The organism is Serratia sp. H402Y (assembly GCF_051172415.1).
Lineage (GTDB): Bacteria > Pseudomonadota > Gammaproteobacteria > Enterobacterales > Enterobacteriaceae > Serratia > Serratia ureilytica.
Window position 1 is genome coordinate 12,316 of the sequence record NZ_JBPIYZ010000002.1, and the last position, 25,538, is coordinate 37,853.

At 56.7% G+C, this 25,538-nt stretch carries 29 protein-coding genes and 1 pseudogene; 24 read left to right on the forward strand and 6 right to left on the reverse strand.

Annotation, left to right across the window (positions count from 1 at the left end; all coding sequences use genetic code 11):
• Positions 1-242: 242 nt before the first annotated feature.
• From ACSBQS_RS14020 to ACSBQS_RS14125, 22 genes and pseudogenes are all read left to right on the forward strand, one after another.
• On the forward strand, positions 243-548 hold the full coding sequence (locus ACSBQS_RS14020) for a hypothetical protein (RefSeq protein WP_033641932.1): 306 nt from the start codon (positions 243-245) through the stop codon (positions 546-548).
• Positions 549-626: 78 nt separating this feature from the next.
• On the forward strand, positions 627-848 hold the full coding sequence (locus tag ACSBQS_RS14025) for a TraR/DksA C4-type zinc finger protein (protein WP_033641931.1): 222 nt from the start codon (positions 627-629) through the stop codon (positions 846-848).
• Positions 832-2,928, forward strand: a complete 2,097-nt coding sequence (locus ACSBQS_RS14030) for a replication endonuclease (RefSeq protein WP_197666565.1) — start codon at positions 832-834, stop codon at positions 2,926-2,928. Before ACSBQS_RS14025 ends, ACSBQS_RS14030 begins: the two co-directional genes overlap by 17 nt.
• 63 nt (positions 2,929-2,991) lie before the next feature.
• Positions 2,992-3,186: a hypothetical protein gene (locus ACSBQS_RS14035; protein ID WP_047025231.1), complete on the forward strand. Its 195-nt coding sequence runs from the start codon at positions 2,992-2,994 to the stop codon at positions 3,184-3,186.
• Positions 3,187-3,377: 191 nt separating this feature from the next.
• Entirely contained in the window at positions 3,378-3,581 is a 204-nt protein-coding gene (locus tag ACSBQS_RS14040; protein WP_147839180.1) for a tail protein X, read from the forward strand.
• A gap of 3 nt (positions 3,582-3,584) precedes the next feature.
• Positions 3,585-3,803, forward strand: coding sequence for an HP1 family phage holin (locus tag ACSBQS_RS14045; RefSeq protein ID WP_033641928.1), 219 nt, complete (start codon positions 3,585-3,587; stop codon positions 3,801-3,803).
• Positions 3,787-4,299 carry a lysozyme gene (locus ACSBQS_RS14050; protein ID WP_033641927.1) on the forward strand — a complete coding sequence of 171 codons (513 nt, stop codon included), beginning with the start codon at positions 3,787-3,789 and terminating at the stop codon, positions 4,297-4,299. Before ACSBQS_RS14045 ends, ACSBQS_RS14050 begins: the two co-directional genes overlap by 17 nt.
• Positions 4,300-4,352: 53 nt before the next feature.
• Positions 4,353-4,817 (forward strand): phage tail protein, encoded by a 465-nt coding sequence (locus ACSBQS_RS14055; RefSeq protein ID WP_046688263.1) that lies wholly within the window; start codon positions 4,353-4,355, stop codon positions 4,815-4,817.
• A gap of 85 nt (positions 4,818-4,902) precedes the next feature.
• Positions 4,903-5,538 carry a phage baseplate assembly protein V gene (locus ACSBQS_RS14060; RefSeq protein WP_434990932.1) on the forward strand — a complete coding sequence of 212 codons (636 nt, stop codon included), beginning with the start codon at positions 4,903-4,905 and terminating at the stop codon, positions 5,536-5,538.
• Positions 5,535-5,885 (forward strand): GPW/gp25 family protein, encoded by a 351-nt coding sequence (locus ACSBQS_RS14065; protein ID WP_033641924.1) that lies wholly within the window; start codon positions 5,535-5,537, stop codon positions 5,883-5,885. The genes ACSBQS_RS14060 and ACSBQS_RS14065 overlap by 4 nt, the downstream gene beginning before the upstream one ends.
• 4 nt (positions 5,886-5,889) lie before the next feature.
• Positions 5,890-6,798, forward strand: a complete 909-nt coding sequence (locus ACSBQS_RS14070) for a baseplate assembly protein (RefSeq protein WP_033641923.1) — start codon at positions 5,890-5,892, stop codon at positions 6,796-6,798.
• Positions 6,791-7,312 (forward strand): annotated as a pseudogene (locus tag ACSBQS_RS14075) (phage tail protein I); the annotation flags it as partial. The gene ACSBQS_RS14070 and the pseudogene ACSBQS_RS14075, both read left to right, overlap by 8 nt.
• A 2,768-nt stretch (positions 7,313-10,080) precedes the next feature.
• Positions 10,081-11,958, forward strand: coding sequence for a phage tail protein (locus ACSBQS_RS14080; RefSeq protein WP_197666568.1), 1,878 nt, complete (start codon positions 10,081-10,083; stop codon positions 11,956-11,958).
• Positions 11,958-12,515, forward strand: coding sequence for a tail fiber assembly protein (locus ACSBQS_RS14085; protein WP_197666569.1), 558 nt, complete (start codon positions 11,958-11,960; stop codon positions 12,513-12,515). Before ACSBQS_RS14080 ends, ACSBQS_RS14085 begins: the two co-directional genes overlap by 1 nt.
• A gap of 140 nt (positions 12,516-12,655) precedes the next feature.
• Complete coding sequence (locus tag ACSBQS_RS14090) at positions 12,656-13,825, forward strand: phage tail sheath protein (RefSeq protein ID WP_033641920.1); 1,170 nt, start codon at positions 12,656-12,658, stop codon at positions 13,823-13,825.
• A 12-nt stretch (positions 13,826-13,837) separates the two neighbouring features.
• Positions 13,838-14,347, forward strand: coding sequence for a phage major tail tube protein (locus ACSBQS_RS14095; protein WP_197666570.1), 510 nt, complete (start codon positions 13,838-13,840; stop codon positions 14,345-14,347).
• Between the two features lie 64 nt (positions 14,348-14,411).
• Positions 14,412-14,699 carry a phage tail assembly protein gene (locus ACSBQS_RS14100; RefSeq protein ID WP_033641917.1) on the forward strand — a complete coding sequence of 96 codons (288 nt, stop codon included), beginning with the start codon at positions 14,412-14,414 and terminating at the stop codon, positions 14,697-14,699.
• Positions 14,700-14,731: 32 nt separating this feature from the next.
• The gene (locus ACSBQS_RS14105; RefSeq protein ID WP_033641916.1) at positions 14,732-14,854 is read left to right on the forward strand and encodes a GpE family phage tail protein; all 123 of its coding nucleotides are present in this window, start codon (positions 14,732-14,734) and stop codon (positions 14,852-14,854) included.
• On the forward strand, positions 14,847-16,940 hold the full coding sequence (locus ACSBQS_RS14110) for a phage tail tape measure protein (protein ID WP_089196597.1): 2,094 nt from the start codon (positions 14,847-14,849) through the stop codon (positions 16,938-16,940). Before ACSBQS_RS14105 ends, ACSBQS_RS14110 begins: the two co-directional genes overlap by 8 nt.
• 22 nt (positions 16,941-16,962) lie before the next feature.
• On the forward strand, positions 16,963-17,436 hold the full coding sequence (locus ACSBQS_RS14115; RefSeq protein WP_033641914.1) for a phage tail protein: 474 nt from the start codon (positions 16,963-16,965) through the stop codon (positions 17,434-17,436).
• Positions 17,433-18,527 carry a phage late control D family protein gene (locus ACSBQS_RS14120; protein ID WP_434990936.1) on the forward strand — a complete coding sequence of 365 codons (1,095 nt, stop codon included), beginning with the start codon at positions 17,433-17,435 and terminating at the stop codon, positions 18,525-18,527. Before ACSBQS_RS14115 ends, ACSBQS_RS14120 begins: the two co-directional genes overlap by 4 nt.
• An 89-nt stretch (positions 18,528-18,616) precedes the next feature.
• Complete coding sequence (locus ACSBQS_RS14125; protein ID WP_025301639.1) at positions 18,617-18,844, forward strand: ogr/Delta-like zinc finger family protein; 228 nt, start codon at positions 18,617-18,619, stop codon at positions 18,842-18,844.
• 143 nt (positions 18,845-18,987) lie between these two features.
• Here the strand turns inward: ACSBQS_RS14125 and rplS are convergent, their stop codons facing one another.
• The 5 genes from rplS to ffh all read right to left on the reverse strand — a co-directional run bounded on the left by rplS (position 18,988) and on the right by ffh (position 22,604).
• Positions 18,988-19,344: a 50S ribosomal protein L19 gene (gene rplS, locus ACSBQS_RS14130; RefSeq protein ID WP_015376707.1), complete on the reverse strand. Its 357-nt coding sequence runs from the start codon at positions 19,342-19,344 to the stop codon at positions 18,988-18,990.
• A gap of 48 nt (positions 19,345-19,392) precedes the next feature.
• Entirely contained in the window at positions 19,393-20,160 is a 768-nt protein-coding gene (trmD, locus tag ACSBQS_RS14135) for a tRNA (guanosine(37)-N1)-methyltransferase TrmD (protein WP_033641911.1), read from the reverse strand.
• Between the two features lie 52 nt (positions 20,161-20,212).
• Complete coding sequence (gene rimM / locus ACSBQS_RS14140) at positions 20,213-20,761, reverse strand: ribosome maturation factor RimM (protein WP_019455135.1); 549 nt, start codon at positions 20,759-20,761, stop codon at positions 20,213-20,215.
• An 18-nt stretch (positions 20,762-20,779) separates the two neighbouring features.
• Complete coding sequence (gene rpsP, locus ACSBQS_RS14145; RefSeq protein ID WP_004932501.1) at positions 20,780-21,028, reverse strand: 30S ribosomal protein S16; 249 nt, start codon at positions 21,026-21,028, stop codon at positions 20,780-20,782.
• A 214-nt stretch (positions 21,029-21,242) separates the two neighbouring features.
• The gene (ffh, locus tag ACSBQS_RS14150) at positions 21,243-22,604 is read right to left on the reverse strand and encodes a signal recognition particle protein (RefSeq protein ID WP_004932504.1); all 1,362 of its coding nucleotides are present in this window, start codon (positions 22,602-22,604) and stop codon (positions 21,243-21,245) included.
• Between the two features lie 169 nt (positions 22,605-22,773).
• Here ffh and ACSBQS_RS14155 point away from each other — a divergent pair, with 169 nt between their 5' ends.
• Positions 22,774-23,565 carry a cytochrome C assembly family protein gene (locus tag ACSBQS_RS14155; protein WP_004932506.1) on the forward strand — a complete coding sequence of 264 codons (792 nt, stop codon included), beginning with the start codon at positions 22,774-22,776 and terminating at the stop codon, positions 23,563-23,565.
• A 42-nt stretch (positions 23,566-23,607) separates the two neighbouring features.
• Complete coding sequence (locus tag ACSBQS_RS14160; protein ID WP_016929024.1) at positions 23,608-24,897, forward strand: HlyC/CorC family transporter; 1,290 nt, start codon at positions 23,608-23,610, stop codon at positions 24,895-24,897.
• 65 nt (positions 24,898-24,962) lie between these two features.
• Here ACSBQS_RS14160 and luxS read toward each other — a convergent pair whose 3' ends face one another.
• Positions 24,963-25,478 (reverse strand): S-ribosylhomocysteine lyase, encoded by a 516-nt coding sequence (gene luxS, locus ACSBQS_RS14165; RefSeq protein ID WP_033641910.1) that lies wholly within the window; start codon positions 25,476-25,478, stop codon positions 24,963-24,965.
• Positions 25,479-25,538 lie beyond the last annotated feature (60 nt).

A 25,538-nucleotide genomic window follows, 5' to 3' on the forward strand; every position in this document is an offset into this window, starting at 1 on the left:
TTACAAGTCGCATTTTGCGATTTAAAGTACCATCAATTCGCCGTCACTCGGCATGTCGATCGCTTTAGTTAAGATGATGCGACATGGGTGATGAAAATGCAAATACCGCAAGGCGACAACAACCTTGCGTAATCACTTTGTTTACAGCGTGTTTACTCAAGTTTTCGCCTTTAAACGACGGATAACCAAACCTTGCTTTTGCGAGTATTCATCCATCATCAAATTCAGATAAGGAGGCTGTCATGCTACTGGCCAGCGAGGAGCAACGGGCTATCGGCCTGCGGCGTATTGCTGAAATCCGCCGCACACTGTTTGCCCGGCAACCCAACCATGCCGAAGAGATTTACGACACGGCGCCGCTGCACCTGCGCCATACATTTTGCTTCCACGCCGGGCTGACTGAACGCTATGTGTGGTTAAAGTTTCACGAAATGGGTTATGCCGAACGGCGGAAAATCGTCGCGGCACTCAATGAACTCATCTCGCTCAGTCAATCGTTGCCGCGCTATATCAGCGAAACAGACTGTCTGTTAACCCCAAAAAAATAACCTTTCGAATCAAGCTGGCGTGCAACCCGCCGGGCACCGCTCGGCCCAAATTCACCCTATTAAATACTGGAAAATATTATGGCTGATACTATTGATATGGCGCAGGAGCGCCAGGCATTGATGCTCGAGAAACAAATTGCGTATGCCAGGCCGGTTGCCACAGCGCCCTCGGCGTTCTGCTGTGCCGATTGTGACGCGGCGATTCCTGTGGCGAGACGCATCGCGATTCCCGGCGTCAGCCGCTGCGTGACCTGCCAGCAGCTATCAGAAGCCAAGCAACGTCATGTCGCTCGCCGTTAAAAATAGGCCGGCGGAGCATCTGCCGGTCAACGTCTCTGCCATACAACACGCAGCGTACGGTGATTACGCCTATCCATGGAATGCCCCACGACGTGCGATAGGACGCGAAGCGGCGCTGAATCGCGACCAACTGCGCCAATGGCAAGCGATACTGCAGTGCATTCATGACCTGCCTTATTATTTGCGCACGCCGTTCCTTGAGCGCCACCGCCAACTGCTCAGCCAGAAGGGAGCCCACGCCGCCTGGCATTATCTGGTGCGAGTTTTCCATCGGCGGATATGGCCACGCATTCAGCAGGTAAATAATAATTTCGGTTTGGATCAACGCAAATCACTGCACTTTGGCAGCGAAGCGGACAGCTATAGCGCACTGCCCGCGCTGGGCGATAAAGCGCTGGAGCAGTTGGCGCGGCGTATCGGGGGCCAACTTTCTGCGCTCTACCAGAGTGAATGTGACGCCTTGCTGGCGAAGCATGGCAATAATGCCGAGATCCTGCTACACGCGGATATACAGCGCCGCCTCTATCGCCAAATCGCCACGATGGCCCGCGCCTTCAATATCCAGCCCATGCACTGGCGCTGTTATCGTAAAGGCAAGTTGGACAGCGAGCGGGCAATTGCGGCGCTGTCGCGCCTGACCGACGATCGCTGGTGGCTGCGGCGTCTCAAAATGCAGCGCATGCAGTGGCGCGAGGCGCTGCAAATCGCGATAGGCAACGTCCGCAACAACACGTCACCTTATGCCAGCAGACAGGCCCTTCACGATGTCAAGGCTCGGCGTCAATCGAACCTCGATTATCTTCACCGTTGCGAGCTGGAAAACGTCGCCACGGGCGAGCGCGCCGATCTTATGGATAAAGTGCTCGGCAGCATCGCCAATCCCGCCATTCGTCGTATGGAGTTGATGAATACCCTCGCCGGTATAGAAACCTACGCCACTCGCAACGGCCACTGCGGGTTGTTTATTACGTTGACGACGCCGGCACGCTTTCACCCTATCCAGCATGTCGGCGCACGAGGCAAAATGCGCTTCAATACACGCTGGCAAGGACAAGCCCTAACACCGAAGGATGGCCAGCGTTATCTGGTTGCCCAGTGGGGGAAAATGCGAACCGCCTTCAAGGATCGCCGTCTGCAGGTCTACGGTATGCGAGTGGTTGAGCCTCATCATGACGGCACGCCGCACTGGCATCTGATGATGTTCACTCCACAAATGCAACGTCAGGCAGTGCTTGACATCATGCAGCGTTATGCGCTGCAACAGGATGCAGCAGAACCTGGCGCCCAACAACATCGTTTCCAGAGCAAACACCTCAACCGGGGTGGCGCAACCGCCTATCTGGCCAAATATGTCGCAAAAAACCTCGATGGGTATGCATTGGAGGAAGAGCTCGATCGCGAAACCGGCGCCCCGCTGAGCGATACCGCCCGCGCGGTCAGCGCCTGGGCCGCCACCTGGCGCATCCCCCAGTTTCATCCCTTCGGCCTGCCCGGTCTCGGGGTCTACCGCGAATGTCGACGTATTCGCGGCCAAAACCTGACGCCGCAGTTTGACGCCGGCACCGAAGCCGTGCGCGCCGCTGCCGACGCCGGCGACTTTGCCGGTTACATACAGGCGCAAGGCGGCGCCAATGTGCCACGCAGCCACCAATGGGTGCGGGTCGCGCGCGAAGCCTCAGAAACCCGGAACGCTTATGACGAGCCCGTCACAAAAGTTGTTGGCATTTATGCACCGCATTTGGGAATTGAGCGGGTATACCGAACGCGCACCGTGCAATGGCGGATCGTCGCTAAAACACTCGCCGCCGCGACGCCTTGGAGTTCTGGCAATAACTGTGGAACGCGCGCTCTTCACCTGCCGCCGGCACCCGCGCCGTCGGCTCGTTTGACGCCGCCACAGCGGCAGCATTGTCTGAATATTGCCCGCAAACTTCGAGGTATTGGCATAGAACCGCAACGCTGGCAGTTGGAGGTTCTCGCACGCGGCGGCAAAATTCATTTTGACGGCCTCCTTGTACAATTTCCGCTAATCAATGATTGGCCGTATTTTTACTGCACAAATGATAAGTCCAACCATTGACGCCTTTAGCGTTTTGCTTAATACTGTATAAATACACAGTATAATCAAGAGAGGGCAAAAACAGTGGAAATTATGGATAAACAACAAGTAACACTGTCCCGCATCCAATTCATCGCCGATGTTTCACAGGCTGCGCAATGCAGTGCCTCCGAGTTTCTGATCGCCATGTCGCTGATCTCCGATTTGGCCAGTCAGGTGCTGCCGAACAATGATTATCAAGAAATATTTTATCCCGCTGACGAACAACCCCCCTGCTAATCCCTCCAGCCAAACGTTTTTCATCCCCCCGCCGCCGGCGGGGTTTTTATTGCTGCCGGCGGCACTTTTGCGTCTCAGTTGTGCCATCTCATCCACAACCCCCTTGCGTTGCCCCTCCCTCCTACGCGCGCGAAACTGAAGATATCCGGGGCCACAGCCCTCTCTCCCAACGCTATCGCAGGATGGTAATGATGAAAATTTATGCACAACAAGGTGACACCATTGATGCGATTTGCTGGCGCTACTACGGCAGCACGCTACGCCAGGTGGAACAAGTCTATCTGGCTAACCGTGGCCTGGCCGATCTCGGCCCCCTGCTGCCGCACGGTCAACCGGTGGAATTGCCGGACCTGCCTGCGGCGGCCCAACGAGAAACCGTCAAATTGTGGGATTAAGCGATGGAGAAACTCACTTCAACCCTTGCCTATTTCGTCGCGGCTTGCCTGGCCTGGTTAGGGAGCCACTCTGCACAGGACATTGCCATCCTGGTCGGCGCCGCAGTCGGCGTCGGTACCTTTGCAGTGAATTGGTACTACCGGCGTAAAAGCTACCAGTTGCTGAAATCGCTAAAAAAAAACGGCCTGAAACGCGGAGTCTACGATGAGCTCACTCGCTAAACGCTGCAGCGTGGCGGCTATTTTAACCCTCGCTGCCCTGCTGCCTCAGTTCAATACGCTGAAAACCTCTGAGCAAGGTTTGCGCCTGATCGCCGATTTCGAAGGCTGCCGGCTTTCACCCTACCAATGCAGTGCCGGCGTCTGGACCAACGGCATCGGCCACACCGCCGGCGTGAAGCCGGGCGCCGTCATCAACGAACGCCAGGCGGCCGCCCATTTGATCGACGATGTACGCGCCGTAGAGCGCGGCCTCGCGCGCTGTATGGATGTCAAGATGCCGCAGCCGGTTTACGACGCCGTCAGCGCTTTCGCTTTCAACGTCGGCGTCAACGCCGCCTGCAATTCAACGCTGGCCACCTTTGTCAAACGTCGTCAGTGGCAGGCGGCTTGCGATCAACTGCCTCGTTGGATTTATGTCAACGGCGTCAAAAACAAAGGACTGGAGCGCCGCCGCACGGCCGAACGTGCGCTATGTCTGAGCGGCATCTCACGCTGATCGTTTTTCAACAAACGCCCACTCAAACCGCTTCCTTTTTCAGGAGATACATCATGTTAAAACCCGAACAGCTCCGTGCAGCACTGTTCAATGCCATTCCCGTATTGCAGCAAAACCCCGAACGATTGCGCCTTGGCATTGCTAACGGCCGCGTGATCTCAACGCTCGCCCCCTCGCTGTCCTTCGAATATCGCTATCAGCTCAATCTGGCGCTGGATGGGCCGTCAGCTGACGACGACCGGGTCATGGTCGCCGTACTGGCCTGGCTGCGCAGCCACCAACCAGACCTTCTTGCCAATCCGGACAAGCGTAAAAATGATTTTTCGTTTCAGAGGGATATAGACACGCCGAACCAGTTGATATTGCAGCTGCAACTCACCGAACGCATCCGGGTGGAACTGCGCGATGGCGCATTGCATATCACCCCGCTGGCTGAACCTCCCGAACCGGAGAACGTCGTTCGCTTCACCCAGGTTTATTTGCACGGAGAGTTACTCAGCGAATTTGGTCAGCCGTAGCGCCCTACAGGCAGCTTCGGTTGTGCCGGCGGCAGCCAAACGCCGTCGCGTTGTCCCCCTTTTCATCCAGCGGCATTCTTGAGACATGAACACAGACAACTTCGATATTCAGCGCCTGGTGCGCAACCTGATACGGATCGGGACCGTCAGCGAGCTCGACCTGGAACGCGGGCGCTGCCGGGTCGCCACCGGCGGCAATCTTACCGACTGGCTCAACTGGCTGACCGGACGGGCCGGCGACGCACGCAGCTGGTGGGCACCCAGCATTGGTGAACAGGTCTTGGTGCTGTCACTTGGCGGGGAACTTGAAACCGCTTTCGTGTTGCCCGGCGTATTTTCCGATGCTCACCCCGCACCGTCGGCCTCAGCACAGGCGGCGCATATCGCTTTTCCTGACGGTGCAGTGCTCGAATACGAGCCGGCTACCGGGGCGCTTAAGGCCGCCGGCATAAAAAGCGCCACCATTGAAGCCGCCGAGCGGATCACTCTGACGGCGCCAAACATCACCTGTATCGCCAGCGGAAAAATTACGCTGGACGCTCCCGAAGTGGAGTGTACCCAGCAACTCACTACCGGCACCATCGCCATCCATCAGGGCGGCTCGATGACCGGCGATCTCAATCACACCGGTGGCAGCATCAGCTCTAACGGCATTGTGGTGCATACCCACACCCACGGTGGAGTGCAAAACGGCGGAGGCCAAACGGACAAACCAGCATGAACAACGCGAAATTTCTTGGCATGAATCGCGGCAACGGCCGCGCAATCGCCGATCTCGAGCACATTCGCCAGTCGGTGAGCGACATCCTGATTACGCCTATCGGCTCACGCGTCATGCGCCGCAGCTACGGTTCGTTGCTGTCCGAGTTGCTGGATCAGCCGCAAAACGACGTTCTGCGATTGCAAATGATGGCGGCCTGCTACAGCGCACTGCTGCAGTGGGAACCACGCATTCGGTTGACGGGTATCAGTTGCAACACCACCTTTGACGGAAAAATGGTGGTCGACATTACCGGCAACCGCACAGATACGCCGGATGCCTTTTCTCTTTCTATTTCAGTGAGCTGACACCATGGCAACCATTGACCTGAGTTTATTACCCGCCCCGACGGTGGTGGATCCTCTCGATTACGAATCGCTGCTGGCCGATCGCAAGGCCACGCTGATTTCCCTTTACCCGGAAGAGCAGCGCGAAGCCATCGCCCGCACATTGGCGCTGGAATCGGAGCCGATCGTCAAACTGTTGCAAGAAAATGCTTACCGCGAACTGCTGTTACGCCAGCGCGTGAATGAAGCCGCAAAGGCCGTGATGCTGGGTTATGCCAGCGGCAGCGACCTCGACCAACTGGGCGCAAACTTCCAGGTGCGACGCCTGGTGGTGCAACAGCCGGATGACAGCGTCATCCCGCCCTTGCCGGCGGTCATGGAATCGGATAGCGATTTCCGCGTGCGCATCCAGCAGGCATTCGAAGGCTTAAGCGTGGCTGGATCCAGTGGCTCTTACGAGTATCACGGTCGTTCCGCCGATGGCCGGGTCGCCGACGTTTCCGCAATAAGTCCGAGTCCGGCCAACGTGCTGATTTCCGTACTGTCACGCGAAGGAGACGGTACCGCAAGCGCCGAACTGGTGGCGATCGTCGATAAAGCGTTGAACGATGAAGATGTGCGCCCGGTGGCCGATCGCGTCACCGTCCGCTCTGCCAACATCATCAGCTACAACATCGATGCCGTACTGTACCTCTACCCTGGCCCTGAAGCAGAACCGGTACGTCGCGCTGCCGAAGCCAAACTGAAAAATTACATCAGCGCCCAGCACCGTTTAGGCCGTGACATTCGCTTGTCGGCAATCTACGCCGCACTGCATGCCGAAGGGGTGCAACGCGTTGAATTGAAGACCCCGCAGGCCGACATCGTATTGGACAAAACCCAGGCGTCACATTGCGCTTCTTATCGTCTGACGGTGGGAGGCTCCGATGAGTAACCGTCTGCTGCCGGTCGGCTCTTCCCCGCTGGAGGTCGCGGCTGCGGCCGCCTGTGCCGAACTGGCCGCCATGCCGGTGCCGCTGCGCGATCTGTGGGATCCAGCCACCTGTCCGGTCAATCTGCTGCCGTACCTGGCCTGGGCCTTCTCGGTCGATCATTGGGATGAAACCTGGACGGAAGATGCCAAACGCAGCGTCGTAGCCGCCGCTTTCTTCATCCACCGTCACAAGGGCACCATCGGCGCTATTCGCCGTGTGGTGGAACCGTTGGGTTACCTGATCAAACTGCGCGAGTGGTGGGAAACCAACGGTGAGCCCGGCACCTTCACGCTGGATATCGGCGTGTTGGAGAACGGTATCACCGAAGAGATGTATCTGGAAATGGAGCGGATGATCGCCGATGCCAAGCCGGTCAGCCGCCATCTGACAGGCCTGGCGCTGAACCTCGAAGCCGCTGGCGCAATCGACGTCGCCGGCGGTCAATATGATGGAGAGCTTACTACCGTGTACCCCGACTATGCCAGTCTCGCCCTGCAAATGCTGGAGGGACATTACCAATTCTTGCAACGCAATACCGGCACCACGCTGGACTCGACTCAGCAACACTTCGTGTTCAACGACGAACATGTTTTGGCCGATTCCCGTCATGAACGCGAGCTGTCGCGCATGGCGGGGCTGCCGAACGACGCCACCACCGAAGGACAGGCTCTGCAGATCCTTGGCTATGCCCATGCGTATCTGGCGACCGGAGAACAAAAATATTTGGATCAGGCCATCGCCTGTTTTGACGCCTATGTGACCTACTTTTACGACGGTGCGCCGATCCCTGACAGCCCTCAACGCTGGATCGCCAACTGGATCGTCAACGCCAAAGAGCCAGTGCCCGCCAATTGGCCGGTCGATACGAGGGATCCGACGCATAGCGGTTTCAAAGGTATTCCGCTAACGTTCAACAAGGGCCGTACGCAGATCCCTCACGGCGCGCCCTACTGGGGTGAATATCTCGATATCGCTACTTTCGCCTTCGACGGCGCGCTGGCCTGGGATGCCGTCAACGCCCAGGTGCGCGCGCTCAATGCTGCCGGTGAAATCGACTGGAATAACGACGGTACACGCTATGACGTGGACTGGATCATCAATTGGCAGGGTTACCAGATCGGCGCCGACGGCGAGATCCTGGCCAAAGGGCTGCCCGCTGAACAAATCGGTACGGTGCAATTAAAAGACGCCACGCTCGGCGGCAATCACAAGCTGAATTTCGCCAATCGCCAACCGGTCGAACACGGCGGCGTGTTAATCGAACGCAATCAGGTACAGCATAACCGTCCGCTGCATGTGCCGGTCCCGCACAACGCCATGGGTAACGCGGCCGATGCCGAGCTGTGGTTTGCCGACGCCTGCTATCTGCTACACAGCATCACCGGCGAGCAGCGCTATTTCAACGCCTGGAAAAGCGTTGAATTCACCGCGATGGAATATACCGATATTGATGCGCAGGATAAGTTCTTTCGCCAGAGCCGCAGCGCCAATACGCCGTTTACCGACGGCATCTCCTACGATTGGTCATACCCTTCCGGTGCGCCGGTAAGCTACGGCCGCAGCGCCGAAGGCATGATCACCATTCGCAAAGAGATAGCATCGCAACAATCGCTGGAACAACAGGCAATCTGGTTCCGCATTAATCGCCAGTCAAAAATCCGCACCTGCTTTGGCGGCGTCGACGATCAGAATCAGCCGATCTCCTGCAAAATACAGCTGTCTATAGCACCGGAAAAAAACGCGGCGAGCACCACGGAATGGGGCATCGGCCTGCCGCAGTCGCTCCAACCTCAGATAAAAACTTACGACATCGCGCTCAGCAGCCTGGCGGCGCTGACGAAAGAAGACGGCAGCGACTATCTGCTGGCCGATCTGCGCGCAGTGACCGACTACGGCGGTTGCGCGATCGCCAGCCAATTTGAGGAACAGGTTTACGACAGCCGCAGCGCGACGGTGATCCAAGCCCGTTTCCCCAATGACGACGCCGGCATGGTGATCGGCGCCTGGTTGACCGCAGAGGAAAGTTTCCCCGTTACGCAGTTGGTCTATCGCGCGGACGCCGACTTCAACCTGCGGCTCGAAGATGATGACAAATGGCGCTGGTATTGGATGCTGCCCGCCACCGGCGGCAAATGGCAAATCGCAAATTTCGCCCCGCAAGCGGCTACGCTGAGCGGCTATCAGCCGGACCATCAGGATGTCGAGCCCAAACCGGCCGCACCTCGCTTCAGCCGCGTCAAGCAAGTAACCATTCTGCAAGACGGAAATGTACCGGACGCCACGTTCAGCTACTACGTACTGAACGACATTCCACCGACGCTCAACGCCGATGACGGCTACACGATCCGCTATCGCATCACGTTCCAGGCGGCACACCCCTACACCGCGCTGTTGGGAGACTGCACCCTCCTGAATCACCGCCGCGACGGCCTGTTCTGTACGCCGGGCGTCATGCCGTTCTCCAACATTTATCAGGCGGACAGCCAACAGTTCGATGGTTGGCACGGCATGCCTTATCCGGGCTACCAGTACCCGTTCATTTTCGTGCACGCCGCCGCCGATCCCGACGGGGTGATGCTCAACAACATGGTCGAGTTTCTGTGGCAGTCGCAGCAGTGGTATCAGCAGCAATTCGGCGTGCTGGGCCCCAGCGCATCGGCCTATATCTGGAACCGTTGGGACAATCTGAGTTACGGTCCGGCGGATACCTGGACCATGTATCACTGGGGTGACGGCACGGCCTGGTCCGGCTATCAGCCACGCGCCTTCTTCGGTGCCGCGCGCGCCTGGCTCGAGTTACAGCAGGCGAGCAAAACGCCACCGCTCAAGCTGGTGGAATATGTCGAAAACTGGCTGCGCTGGCTGATTGATTTTACCAATGACGCCGGCGGTGTCACGCCGACCGATTTCCCGATGGCCAGCCTGCCGCAGCCCGATGCACAGGATTTTACCGGCCACATGTGCGGCCTGTGGCTGGCTGGCGCGGTGCTGGCAAGAATGGCCGGCAGTGAAATTGAGGGCCTCGAACACTTTATCGAACAATGCGTTACGGAATTACAAAGACATTACCTCTCCACCGGTGACGTGATGGACGGCGGCTGGTCGCCCGCGCCGCGTCTCGGCACCGATAACGGCATGTTCTTCGGCTTTTGGTCAGGCGAGATCCTGCGCGGATTGAGTCTGTATGTGATGTATAAAAACGGCCTTACCTACCCGGCCGGCAAACAGAAGAGAACCACACCATGACAGCAAAATACCGCGCCCTGCTCACCGAACAGGGCAAAGCGCTGCTGGCTAACGCTGCAGCAACCGGCCAAAAGCTGGAAATTACGCATATGGCGGTCGGCGACGGCGGCGGTTCGCCAACGCAGCCCGATGAAAGCCAGACCAAGCTGGTGAACGAAAAACGGCGCGCCGAGCTGAATTCACTGCAGATAGATACCGGCAACAGCAACCAAGTGATCGCCGAACAAGTGATCCCGGAGGACGTTGGCGGTTGGTGGATCCGCGAGCTGGGGCTGTATGACAAAAACGGCGTGCTGGTGGCGCTCGCCAATACGCCCGATACCTACAAGCCGCAGTTGACCGAAGGTGCCGGCCGCACCCAGGTCGTGCGCATGGTGCTTCTGGTAAAAGGCGACGCCAATGCGACGATCGTCGCAGACAAGACCGCCTTACTGGTCTCGCGCGATACGCTGAGTGCAGCCATTGCCGAACATGCCCGCTCGCGCAATCATCCTGACGCCACCTTGCTGGCAAAGGGTTTCACTCAATTGAGCAACGACAGCAATAGCGTTAGTGAAACGCTGGCCGCTACCCCAAAAGCCGTCAAAGCCGTTAACGATGCCTCGCTGAAAATCGCGGCGAACCTGAAAGACCTGCCAAACAAGTCCGTCGCGCGCGGCAACCTGGAGCTGGGTACTGCTGCCACACGCAACGTCGGCGCGCAAAAAACCAACCTGATGGAGGTGGGCGCGTTCGGTTTGGGGGGAGGCCCGATACATCGCGAAGACGCTCTGAGCAACCGTGGCGAAATCTATCGGGTTACGGGTGCATCGAAAAATGCGCCGGGCGGCGGTGTTTATGGCGTCTTGAACCTGCCGTGTGACGGCGGCCCTGCCAGCGGTTATCTGGCGATACAATCGAATGGCTCATCTTACATCGGCATGTCCACGACCCCTGACAAGCCGCTGAACTGGTATCGCATTTACACAACAGGTTTTAAACCGACGGCCACAGACGTCGGTGCCTACAACAAGGCGGAAGCCGACGGGAAGTTCGTCAAACAGAGTGGCGATACCATTACCGGCGCTTTAACGGTCAATGGAGCGATTGAGAGTAAATCCGGACTCACTACACCCTCTTTAGCCGTAAATGGCAGCGTGACCATCGCCGGAGCGTTGACCACCAAAGCAGGTGTCGAGCTGCTCGGTACCACCCCCTATCTGGATTTTCATTACGGCAATAGCAACGGTGACTTCGATGTCAGACTCATCAATGACAACAAAGGCACCTTAGCCTTTCACGGCAATGAATATTACGTCAATGGCAAGCTGAGCGCGACGGGTGATGCCTGGATAGGCGGAAAGGCCAATATCAACGGTATGGCCGCTTTTTATAGTTCTGATTTTATTACTAAACAAGGAAATCTTACTCATCCCGACGGCAATCGCCAAACAAACGGTATGCGTCTACAGGGGCAAGGTAATCTGCTCGTCGATCTTTACCACTATGAGAAGGTCGGGAGCCACCATGAGTTCGGTATCCATGTTGCCAACGGCGGGGCCGATGGCTGGTTCAGCTTCCGTAATAACGGTGAACTCCGCGCGAACGGCACCTTATTTGCTGCAGGAGCCGCTTATCAAACAGACGGCAATATTAACGGCGGCATTTGGGGAGGCTATTTAAGCAACTATCTCAATCACAACTTTGTGCGCGATGTTCGCCTGGGTAATGTGGAAAGTATCGCTACCTGGCGAGGCCCCGGCTATTCGGATAGCGCGGGTTATGTCCTGACCGGCGCAGCAAACAACAACGTGGATGAATACATCGACGTAATTTTCCGTCGTCCGCTGCAAAAACACATTGGTGGCAATTGGGTTACCGTCTGGAGCGTATAATGATGAATAACATGAAGAACTTTACCCTCGCCGCGCCGGAAACGGTAGAACAGAAACAGCTGGCCGCCTCGCACGGTGTTTTGTTTTTAAAATCCGATACCGGGGAAGACTGGTATGAATGTCAAAAAAGCTTCCGTCCTGAGACGGTAAAACTGATGTATGACAAGGACGGGATCATTCGTTCAATCACCGCGAAACCGAATGCCGAAGGCCATTATGACGTTTCCGGATTTTTCCCAGAAAATATGAGTGTGGCGGAGGTCGAAAACTTGCCAGAAGGCGCTGATATCAACGGCCGCTGGATTTTTGATGGAGAAAACATCATACCAAGATCGTATTCAACTCAGGAGCTACGGCAACAGGCCGCCAATAAAAAACAAGAGTTGATTAAGCAAAGTTCACTGCAGATAGAAACGCTTAACGACGCTACTGATCTGGGAATGGCGAGCGAAGAGGAACTGCGGCTGCTGACCCGCTGGAAAACCTACCGCGTATTGCTTAATCGGGTCGATCCCGAAGCGGCCCCGGATATCGACTGGCCGCAACCGCCGCAATAACGTCGTTCAACGCCCCGCCTGGGGCGTTTTTTTTCTTTATTTTTCCTGCTGTTGTACCAGTTACCCCACACCCCGAATGAGATGCGGCGCCACCTCCCAACAGGCATGCTGTCATCACCAACCACAAACGGAGTAATGCTATGGGTGACTATCACCACGGCGTGCGTGTCCTCGAAATCAACGAAGGCACCCGCGTAATTTCCACCGTCTCGACGGCCATTGTCGGCATGGTTTGTACCGCAGAAGATGCCGATGCAACCCTGTTTCCTCTCAACACCCCGGTGCTGATTACCGACGTCCTGGCCGCCAGCGGCAAAGCAGGTAAAAAAGGGACGCTGGCGCGTTCGCTGCTGGCGATCGCCGAGCAGACTAAGCCGGTAACCGTCGTGGTACGCGTGGCGGAAGGGAAAGACGAGGCCGAAACCACGTCCAATATCATCGGTGGCGCCGATGAAAACGGTAAGTACACCGGCATGAAAGCGCTGCTGGCCGCTCAGGCCGAGCTGGGCGTGAAACCGCGCATTCTGGGCGTACCGGGCCATGATAATCAGGAAGTGGCGACCGCGTTGGCCGGCATCTGCCAGCAGCTGCGCGCTTTCGGCTATATCAGCGCTTACGGCTGTAAAACCGTGTCCGACGCCATCAAATATCGCGCCAACTTCAGCCAGCGCGAACTGATGCTGATTTGGCCGGACTTCATCAACTGGAATACCACCACCAACAGCAGCGACATCGCCTTCGCCACCGCTCGTGCACTGGGGCTGCGTGCCAAGATCGACCAGGAGACCGGCTGGCATAAAACCTTATCCAACGTCGGCGTCAACGGTGTGAGCGGTATCTCGGCCAGCGTATTTTGGGATCTGCAAACCGCAGGCACCGACGCCGATCTGCTGAATGAAGGTTGCGTCACCACCCTGATCCGCAAAGATGGCTTCAAGTTCTGGGGATCTCGCACCTGCTCCGACGAGCCGCTGTTCCAGTTTGAAAACTATACCCGCACCGCGCAGGTATTGGCCGACACCTTGGCCGAAGCTCATCTGTGGGCGGTTGACCGTCCGCTTACCCCGACGCTGATCCGCGACATGATCGACGGCATCAAGGCCAAGTTCCGCGAACTGAAATCCGCCGGTCTGATCATCGACGGTGACTGCTGGTATGACGAAAGCGCCAACGACAAAGAGACCCTGAAGGCCGGCAAGCTGTTTATCGATTACGACTACACCCCGGTACCGCCTCTGGAGGATCTGACTCTGCGTCAGCGCATTACCGATCGCTACCTGGCGAACTTCGCCGCATCCGTGAACAGCTAAGGAGACTGAAGCATGGCACTGCCAAAAAAACTGAAATACCTGAACCTGTTTAACGACGGCTTCAACTATATGGGCGTGGTTTCCTCAATGACGCTGCCGAAACTGACACGCAAGCTGGAAAAATTCCGCGGCGGCGGCATGAGCGGCGCAGCCTCGGTGGACTTCGGCCTGGACGACGATGCGCTGGTGGTGGAATGGATCATGGGCGGCATTGACGAACTGGTGCTCAAGCAATGGGGCCGCGTCGATGCGGTACCGCTGCGCTTTACCGGCTCTTTCCAACGCGACGATACCGGCGACGTCTCTGCGCTCGAAGTGGTGATGCGCGGCCGTCATAAAGAGATCGACAGCGGCGACTTCAAGCAGGGTGAAGATACCGAAACCAAAGTTTCCACCGACTGCACTTACTTCAAGTTGAGCATCGACGGCAAAGAGCTGATCGAGATCGATACCGTCAACATGATCGAAAAAGTCGACGGCGTAGATCTGCTGGCAGCGCACCGCCGCGCCATCGGCCTGTAATTTTTCACCTCAAACGGCCAGCCCCGCGCTGGCCCCCTTTTTCCGACTGAAAACTGGATACCCCATGGAACTGAATGCATCCCAGGAAAACACCGTCGTCCTGAATACTCCGATTAAACGTGGCGATAGCGAAATCACTCGCGTGCAAGTGACCAAGCCGAATGCCGGCAGCCTGCGCGGCATCGGTCTGGCCGCGCTGGCCAACGCCGATGTCGATGCGTTGATCACTATTCTGCCTCGGGTCACCTACCCGAACCTGACCAAGGAAGAGTGTGCCCGTTTGGAACTGCCTGACCTGATTGCGCTGGCCGGCCAGGTGATCGGTTTTTTGTCGCCGACATCGGCCGAGTAACGGTCGATCCTACTCTGACAGTAGATGACCTGATGGCGGATATCGCGGTGATTTTCCACTGGCCGCCGTCAGAAATGAACGGCATGACGCTGGCGGAGCTGATCGGCTGGCGCCACAGAGCGCTGCAACGTAGTGGAGTAAAAACAGATGAGTAACAGCAGACAGGAGCTGGAGTCACAAAACGAGATTGTCATCGGGCTTCAAGCGATAGCCAAGCAGAGCAAAGAACTGATGAGGCAGTTGCGCAGGCCCTCCGGGGATAAAAACCTGTACAACAGTCTGGGACAGGATATCCAACGAGCAGAGAAAAAAGTCAAACATCTGCGCCGGCAGGAAAATGACATCGACGCTTTCCAAAAGACGAACCAGTCGCTGGCTGAGACCAATAAGTTGCTGGCAGCGTCGCGCAAAAAATCCGCCGCGCTGGCAATGCTGACGAAAGATCGCGAGCCAAGCCAGCGTTCCCGATTTATGAACAAAGAGATTGCGCAGGTCGCGGAGACGATAAATGCCCTGGAAAAGAAACGTGATCTCCTCGCCGCAATCGATAAAAGCCAGCGCCATCATCTTACCCAGCAAGGGATTAATCTACAATCGCTCGGCAATGAGCGCAAAAATCTGCGTGACGGCAGAATTAATGCCGGCGCCGCTATCGTTACCCTAAAAGAACAACGGCAATCGATAGCGCAGGAGCGCTACCGATCCGCACAGGCAGGCAATCAAGCGCGCCTCGACAAGCTGGAAAAATTACGCAACACCAGCAGCGCAGGCTTTTCTGTCGCCAAAAGTGCCGCCATAGGGGGAGCTAACCTGCTGGCGCCGGGAATCGAATTTGAAAAACAGCTTTCTCAACTGCGGGCACAGCTGAATCTGGGCAAGTCCGATCCGCAGCTCACGGCTCTCGAGCAGCAGGCTCGCGGTATGAGCCAATCCGGTTATACCCCGGATCAAGCCCTACAAGCGCAAACAGCGCTGGCAAAACAAGGGTTGAATGCCAAGGAAATTTTAACGGCTTCGCCCGCCGCACTGACACTCTCCGCCGCGACGGGCAGCAGCGTCAACGAAACCGCCGCAACGATGACGGAAATGCAGCGCAGCTTCAATCTGGGCCCCGATCAATTCGATCGTATTGCCGATGTATTGGCGCTGGCCAGCAATCAATATGGCATGGATGTTCGGGCCGTTGGTGCAGCCATGAAAAGTAAAGCCACAACAGGTGCCGATATCTTCAGTGCGGCGCAACAGATTGCGCCTTTGGGCAGAGAAAAACTCCAGGCCAACCAGGTTGCCGGCTCAGCGCAGCACTTGGTCACCGTCAAAGGCGACAATATAGAGGGTGATATCCAAAAGCTTTTTGCCTCATGGGATAGCCTGAGAATCAACTTGTTTACCGGCCAAAACGCAGCCCTGCGGGAACTGACCCAAACGGCGACAGAGTGGCTGGTAAAACTGAATACCTGGATAACCAATAATCCGGCGTTAGCCGGCACCTTGCTGCAGGTCGCCGGTGGGCTCACGTTATTGCTCGGCGGCCTCAGCGGCGTCAGCCTGGTCGCCACCCAGGTACTCTCAGGGTTCTCTATTATCAGCGGCGCGATCCTAAAGGCCGGGCAAGCCATGATGTGGCTGGGGCGTATAGCGATGGCCAACCCGCTGCTGGCCATTGTCGGCCTGGTTGCGCTTGCCGCTTTCACCCTGATTGAAAACTGGGACAAGGTCGGCCCCTTCTTTAGCCACCTTTGGGAGCAGATATCGGCAGGGTGTGAGGCGCTGAAGAATTACATTTCAGACACCATTGATGGCTGGATAAAACAACTGACTTCATTGACCGAATATCTTCCCGACTGGATGCAATTTGGCGATAAGAGCGGCACCTCTGGCAATGCCGAAAACGGCAGCGCCTGGTTTGCCGGCAAGTTCGATCGCGGGGGAGACATTCCTGCCGGACAATTCGGCATTGTAGGTGAAAACGGTCCTGAGTTGGTCAGCGGCCCCGTTCAAGTGACCGGCCGCCGCCATACGGCCGCCATGTCGGCGGCTTTACTGTCGCTCAGCGCGCCTGTAATGCCAGCCTCACCGGTAGCAGGTTCGCCGGTAACCCAAATCCAGGTTCCGTCGGTCACTATCAACATCACTGCCGGCGCCGGTCAGAATGAACAAGACATCGGCCGCGAAGTCGCGCGGCAATTTGAATTGCTTGCTCATCGCCAAGCGGCAAACGCCCGCAGTCGGATGAGTTAATCTCGCGAATAGGAGAAATATGATGATGCTGACCCTCGGCATGTTCGTTTTTATGTTGAAAACCGTGCCTTATCAAAGCATGCAACGCAGCGCCAATTACCGCTGGCCGACCCTGCCGCGCATCGGCCAGCGCCCTGCCGCGCAGTTTCTGGGAGTAGACAATGAGAAAATAACGCTGACGGGAGTCTTGGTACCGGAAGTAACCGGAGGGACATTATCATTGATGGCGCTTCAGCTCATGGCTGCCCAAGGCAGAGCCTGGCCGCTGATCGAGGGCAATGGAACTATTCATGGGATGTATGTCATTGAAAGCATAGTCGACACGAAAACCCAGCTTTTCTCGAACGGCAGCGCGCGACAGATAGAGTTTACGATCAATCTGATGCGCGTTGATGAATCGCTGATCGCCATGTTCGGCGATCTGCGCCAACAAGCCTCTGACCTTGCCGATAAAGCAGGTCAGGCTGCGGCGCGGCTCGGGGAGATGCTGCCGTGATCACGCAAACCCCCGTCCCTATTGGCGCGCTCATTGCGCCAGACTATGCCCTGTTTTTACAGCAAGCGGACATCACGGAGGCTTTCCGCCACCGTCTGCTCTCATTGACGTTAACCGATAATCGCGGTTTTACCGCGGATCGATTGGATCTTGAGCTCGACGATGCGGATGGGCAAATCGCCATGCCCAAACGCGGCCAAACGCTCACCGTGAAGCTCGGCTGGAAAGGACAAGCCTTGATCGACAAAGGCAAGTTTATCGTTGATGAAATCGAACATCGTGGCGCACCGGATAAACTCGTCATTCGGGCCCGCAGCGTCGACTTTCGAAACTCGATGAACGTGGCGCGAGATCATTCCTATCACGATCGCACCCTTGGTGACATCGTCAACGAAGTGGCCAACCGTAACCGGATGGGGCATACGCTGGCGGCAGGACTGGCAGAGATCAAAATCACGCATATCGATCAGTCTCAGGAAACGGATGTCGCCTTTCTTACCCGGCTGGCGACCATGAATGGTGCCGTCGCCGCCATTAAAAATGAACGCCTGCTGTTTCTGGTCCCAGGTTCCGGTCTAAGCATCTCGGGCAAACCTCTGCCGTCAATGACTTTGGAACGCAGCGATGGCGACCAGCACTACTTCAATGTGGCCGATCGGAACGCTTACACCGGCGTTATTGCCAAATGGCAAGATACTCAGCATGCCAGGCAACAGCAGATGACAGTACAACGTGAGGAAGGGAATACCACAGATGAAAATGCGGCTTCAAGCTATCTGGCAGGTGAAAGCAATAACGTTTTTACCCTGCCGACGCTCTACGCGAACAAAGAAAGCGCAATGCGTGCGGCAAAAGCGAGGTGGGCAAACATTCAGCAAGGGAATGTGCAATTTTCCATAAACCTCGCCGTCGGCCGGCCTGATCTCAGTCCAGAAACGCCGATCCACCTGAGTGGATTCAAAGAGGTTATCGACAGACAACCTTGGATCATTAGTCAAGTCGTTCACACGCTTAATGATCGAGGTTTCTCCACCAGCCTCGCATTAGATGTACTGACTCAACGCATGGAGTTTGCAATCACGGAGGAGTGATAATTCATTTGCATCTTAATCTTGCTTTTGCGAGTTAATGAGCTATTATAAGTCATATAACCTGATGTAGCAGAACGAGGGATTCAACTATGATGCACTGTCCATTATGCGGTCACGTGGCCCACACTCGCTCCAGTCGCTATCTGAGCGAGTCGACCAAAGAGCGTTACCATCAATGCCGCAACATCAATTGCAGCTGCACGTTTGCCACGCACGAGTCCGTCGCGCGGGTGATCGTCAAACCTGGCGATGACATTATCCCGGCGCAGCCTCACCCGCCGGAGAGTCAGCATAAACAAAGCGCCGCGGCGCTGTAATGCAAAAAGCCTGCTTATGCAGGCTTTATTATGTTGGCGGCGCGCAGACGAAATCTCGCAAATGCAACGCAGCCGGATTTTCAGATAAAAAAAGGGGTTGGCATAGGCCAACCCCTGATAACTATTAACTTTTGGATGCAGCGTTAGTTAACGCGGTTCAGACGCTCTTTGATACGAGCAGCCTTACCAGTACGTTCACGCAGGTAGTACAGTTTAGCTTTACGAACGGCACCACGACGTTTAACAGTAATGCTGTCGATTACTGGGGAGTGAGTCTGGAATACGCGCTCAACACCTTCGCCGTTGGAAATCTTACGAACAGTGAATGCAGAGTGCAGACCGCGGTTACGGATAGCGATAACCACGCCCTCGAATGCCTGCAGACGTTTTTTGCTACCTTCAACGACCCATACCTTCACTTCCACGGAATCACCCGGACGGAATGCAGGTACGTCTTGTTTCATCTGCTCTTGTTCAAGTTGCTTAATAATGTTGCTCATAATATGTCTCTTACCCTAGGTAAACTGATATATCGGTCCCGTCTGATGTCAGACGTTTCCTTCATAGTCCTGTTGCCTGGTCTGATGTTCCCGTTGGAACTCAGCCAGCAACACCGCTTGCTCGTCAGTCAGAGCTAGGCTTTCTAGAAGTTCAGGTCTTCTAAGCCAGGTTCGGCCCAGCGACTGCTTTAAGCGCCAGCGACGTATCTCGGCATGGTTGCCCGACAGCAGAACCGGCGGTACTTCCATTCCTTCCAACACCTCGGGGCGGGTATAGTGCGGGCAGTCCAGCAATCCGTCGGCGAAGGAGTCTTCCTCCGCTGAGGCCTGATGGCCCAGCACACCCGGTATGAAACGGGCGACTGAATCAATCAGGGTCATCGCCGGCAGTTCCCCGCCGCTGAGAACGTAATCGCCGATTGACCATTCTTCGTCAATTTCGGTTTGGATTACGCGCTCGTCTATCCCTTCGTAACGGCCGCACACCAGAATCATCTTCTGATTGGCCGCCAGTTCGCACACGCCGGTTTGATCCAGCTTGCGCCCCTGAGGTGACAGATAAATCACCTTTGCTCCCTCGCCTGCCGCTGCTTTCGCCGCATGAATGGCTTCCCGTAAAGGCTGCACCATCATCAGCATTCCCGGGCCGCCGCCGTAAGGGCGATCGTCCACGGTACGATGCCGGTCGTAGGTGAAGTCGCGCGGACTCCAACACTGCACGCTCAGCAGGCCATTTTTTACTGCCCGGCCAGTCACCCCGTAATCGGTGATAGCGCGGAACATCTCAGGAAACAGGCTTACAATACCGATGAACACAAGCCAATCCCCTTACCGTTATTCCACTTGCTTCGACCGTTTGATCCGGGGGTCAAAAACCAGGATCCCAATCTGCCTCAATCACGCGGGCAGTGAGATCGACTTTCTTGATAACCTGCCCATGAAGAAACGGAATCAACCGCTCCTTCATGCCGAACGCATCTTTCAGGTTCGCTTTCACAACCATCACATCGTTCGAGCCGGTTTCCATCATATCGATGACTTTACCCAGCTCGTAGCCGGCGGTGGTGACTACCTGGCAGCCCATCAGGTCTTTCCAGTAGTAATCGTCACCCTCCAGCGGAGGAAGTTGCTCAGAATCCACCATAATCTCGCGATTGGTCAGCAGATTCGCCGCGTCCCGATCGTCAATGCCTTTGACTTTGATGATCAGATCCTGACTGTGGCGCTTCCAGTCTTCCAACTCGATATGCTGCCACTGACCCGCCTGCTGGATAAACCACGGCTGATAGTCAAAAATGCTTTCGGCGTTCTCGGTGGATGAAAACACTCTGAGCCAACCACGAATGCCGTAAGCGGACCCCATTTTACCGAGTACAATCGGCTGCTTAGGCGCTACCGGTTTGAGTTGCTTGCTCATTGCCACCACCGCGACAGATTAAGCTGCTTTCTTAGCGTCTTTGATCAGCGCGTGAACGCGATCAGAAACGGTTGCACCCAGACCAACCCAGTGCTCGATGCGGTCCAGGTCCAGACGCAGTGCTTCAGCCTGACCGGAAGCGATCGGGTTGAAGAAGCCTACGCGCTCGATGAAACGACCATCACGAGCGTTGCGGCTGTCGGTCACTACTACTTGATAGAACGGACGCTTTTTAGCGCCGCCACGTGCCAAACGAATTGTTACCATAACATCCTCTTTAGTTAATAAAACAGCCGGGCCCCATTGAGGGACGGGGCCCGGTTGCAATATAAAAAGCCCGAAAATTTTACTCATTTTGGCGCAAAAAGCAATCTAAAGCGTCGATCGCAGGGGACAACTTTTGCAGCCTGTCAAATTTCGGGCGGTTTTCACCGCGAACGGCGAATGCTGAAAGCGCCCGCACTCGGCGTGCGGAGGCCCGTCAGCGGCCTGGGAAGCCCGGCGGCATCATACCTTTCATGCCGCGCATCATCTTCGCCATACCGCCTTTCTTCATCTTCTTCATCATACGCTGCATTTCGTCGAACTGCTTCAGCAAGCGGTTGACGTCCTGCACCTGCATGCCGGCCCCCATCGCGATGCGGCGCTTGCGCGAGCCCTTGATGATTTCCGGTTTGGCGCGCTCTTTCAGCGTCATCGAGTTGATGATCGCCTCCATGCGCACCAACACTTTGTCGTCCATCTGCGACTTGACGTTATCCGGCAGCTGGCCCGCGCCCGGCAGCTTGCTCAGCATATTGGCCATGCCGCCCATGTTGCGCATCTGCTTGAGCTGCTCCAGGAAGTCGGTCAGATCGAAACCGTCGCCCTTCTTCAGCTTGTTGGCCAGTTTCTCCGCCTGCTCGCGGTCGACCTTGCTTTCGATATCTTCGATCAGCGACAGCACGTCGCCCATGCCCAGGATGCGTGACGCCACGCGATCCGGATAGAACGGCTCCAGCGCTTCGGTCTTCTCGCCGACGCCGAGGAACTTGATCGGCTTGCCGGTGATGTGGCGGATGGACAACGCCGCACCGCCGCGCGCATCGCCGTCGACCTTGGTCAGCACCACGCCGGTCAGCGGCAGCGCTTCGTTAAACGCCTTGGCGGTATTGGCGGCGTCCTGGCCGGTCATGGCGTCGACCACGAACAGGGTTTCCACCGGCTTGATGGCCGCGTGCACCTGTTTGATCTCGTCCATCATCGCTTCGTCAACGTGCAGACGGCCGGCGGTATCGACGATCAGTACGTCATAGAACTTCAGCTTGGCCTGCTGCAACGCGCGGTTGACGATGTCGATCGGTTTTTCTTTGACGTCGGACGGGAAGAAATCGATGCCGACACCTTCCGCCAGCGTTTCCAGCTGTTTGATCGCCGCCGGGCGATAAACGTCCGCGGAAACCACCAACACTTTCTTCTTCTGTTTTTCTTTCAGGAACTTGCCGAGCTTACCAACGCTGGTGGTTTTACCGGCGCCCTGCAGGCCCGCCATCAGCACCACCGCCGGCGGCTGAGCCGCCAGATTCAGCTCGGTGTTGACTTCGCCCATCGCGGCGATCAGCTCGCCCTTGACGATCTTGACGAATTCCTGCCCCGGCGTCAGGCTCTTGTTGACTTCATGGCCAACCGCGCTCTCTTTGACGCGGTTGATGAAGTCGCGCACCACCGGCAGCGCAACGTCCGCTTCCAGCAATGCCATACGCACTTCACGCAGGGTTTCCTTGATATTTTCTTCGGTCAGCCGCCCGCGGCCGCTGATATTGCGCAACGTGCGCGACAATCGATCGGTTAAATTTTCAAACATCGTCTCATGCTCAACGTGTAATGACAGGCCGCTCCGGCGACACAATTGCGCCGATGATAACACGAAGCGAGCAGGATCTCTGCCTCAGCGTTGGAGATAGGTTGGAGTGAAACGCGCGCAACGTTATACTGACACTCCAATTAACCACGCCGAAGCAAAATTAAACGCTATGCCAGTTTTCTCCATTGTGGCTTTGATGGCCTACCTGCTCAGCCTTGGACTGATCATTCCCAGTTTGTTGCGGAAGAATAGCGCATACCGTCGGCTTGCCCTCGTCTCGGCGGTGGTGGCGCTGATTTGCCACGCCATCGCGCTGCAGCAGCGCATCTTTGACGTCAGCGCCGGGCAGAATCTCAGCCTGCTGAACATTGGTTCCATCGTCAGCCTGATCATCTGCTCGGTGATGACCTTCGTCGCTTCGCGCGATCGCGGCTGGTTCCTGCTGCCAATCGTCTACAGCTTCGCGATGATCAACCTGGCCTTCGCCAGCTTTATGCCCGGCGAGTTCATCACTCACCTGGAGGCCAGCCCGGAACTGATGGTGCATATCGGCCTGGCGCTGTTCTCTTACGCCACCCTGATCATCGCCGCGCTCTATGCCTTGCAGCTCGCCTGGCTCGACTACCTGTTGAAAAACAAGAAGCTGACCTTCAGCGCCGACATGCCGCCGCTGATGAGCATTGAGCGCAAGATGTTCCATATCACCCAGATCGGCGTGGTGCTGCTGACGCTCACCCTGTGCACCGGCCTGCTGTACATGGATAATCTGTTCAGCAAAGAGAACGTGCATAAAGCCGTGCTGTCGATCATGGCCTGGTTCGTGTATATCGTGCTGTTGTGGGGCCACTACCATGAGGGCTGGCGCGGCCGCCGCGTCGTCTGGTTCAGCTTCGCCGGCGCCTTCCTGCTGACGCTCGCCTACTTCGGCAGCCGTCTGATTCAGCAGGTGATGGTGCGCTAGGCCAGCCTGGCTCAATTCTCCCTCTCTATAAGGAATACTGCATTGGAGCATGTGTCGACGGGGACCCTCATCATTATCCTGGTGATCATGATCGTGGTCTCCGCTTACTTCTCCGCCTCCGAAACCGGCATGATGACGCTCAACCGTTATCGCCTGCGTCACCTGTCCAAACAGGGCAACCGCTCGGCGCGTCGGGTCGAGAAGCTGCTGCAAAAACCGGATCGGCTGATCGGCCTGGTGCTGATCGGCAACAACCTGGTCAACATCCTCGCTTCGGCGCTGGCGACCATCGTCGGCATGCGGCTGTATGGCGATCTCGGCGTGGCGATTGCGACCGGCATACTGACTTTCGCCGTGCTGCTGTTCGCCGAAGTGCTGCCGAAGACCTTCGCCGCACTCTATCCGGAACGCATCGCCTTCCCCAGCAGCGTCCTGCTGGCCCCGTTGCAAAAGGTGATGTTCCCGCTGGTCTGGCTGCTCAACGGCATCACCAGCCTGACCTTGCGCCTGTTCGGCATTCGCACCAACGTGCGCATCAGCGACGCCGTCAGCAAGGATGAGCTGCGCACCATCGTGCGCGAATCCCAGTCGCAGATCTCCCGCCGCAATCAGGACATGCTGATCTCGGTGCTGGATCTGGAAAAGGTGACGGTCAACGACATCATGGTGCCGCGCACCGAGATCGTCGGCATCGACGTCAACGACGACTGGAAGTCGATCATGCGCCAGCTGACCCACTCGCCGCACGGCCGCATCGTGCTGTATCGCAGCTCGCTGGACGATGCGATCGGCATGCTGCGCGTGCGCGAAGCCTACCGCCTGATGACCGAGAAAAAAGAGTTCAACAAAGAGAACCTGCTGCGCGCCGCCGATGAGATCTATTTCGTTCCGGAAGGCACGCCGCTCAACGTGCAGCTGGTGAAATTCCAGCGCAACAAAGAGAAGGTCGGCATCGTGGTCGACGAGTACGGCGACATTCAGGGCCTGGTCACGGTGGAAGACATCCTCGAGGAGATCGTGGGCGATTTCACCACCTCGATGTCACCCACGCTGGCGGAAGAAGTCACGCCGCAGAGCGACGGTTCGGTCTTGATCGACGGCACCGCCAACGTGCGCGAGCTGAACAAGGCCTTCAACTGGACCTTGCCGGCCAATGAAGCCCGTACCGTCAACGGCATGCTGCTGGAAGAGCTGGAAGAGATCCCCGAAATCGGCACCCGGGTGCGCATCGGTCATTACGATATCGACATCCTCGACGTGCAGGGCAACATGATTAAACAGGTGCGGGTCACGCCGATCACCTCGCTGCAGTCCAGCGTCGGCCATCATTAGCCCTCGGCCAGAACGTAAAAAAGACGCGAAATCGCGTCTTTTTTTATTTTGCGGGCCACGCACGACTAGATATGCAGTTCCTGCAGCTTCTCTTTCGGCAGCGCCAGCTCGTCGTTGTGGTTCACCACCACGCCGTGATCCAGAATGTGCTTGGCGATTTCCTGCGCTTCTTCCAGCGAGTGCATATGGTAGGTGCCGCACTGGTACTCGTTAAGCTCAGGGATCTTGCGCTGGTCGGTCACTTTCAGCACGTCGGCCATCGCCGCTTTCCAGGCATCGGCAACGCGCTGCTCTTCCGGCACGCCGATCAGGCTCATGTAGAAACCGGTGCGACAGCCCATCGGGGAGATGTCGATAATTTCCACGCCCTGGCCGTTCAGGTGGTCACGCATAAAGCCGGCGAACAGGTGCTCCAGCGTGTGAATGCCGCGCTCGGGCATCACTTCCAGGTTCGGGCGGCAAAAGCGCAGATCAAACACCGTGATGGTATCGCCATGAGGCGTTTTCATGGTTTTTGCAACGCGGACAGCCGGAGCTGCCATACGGGTATGATCGACGGTAAAGCTATCCAGCAATGGCATTTCGCTACCTCCTCGTAAAAGAGCATTTATTTCGAAACTTTTTTTCCTAACCGGGAAACC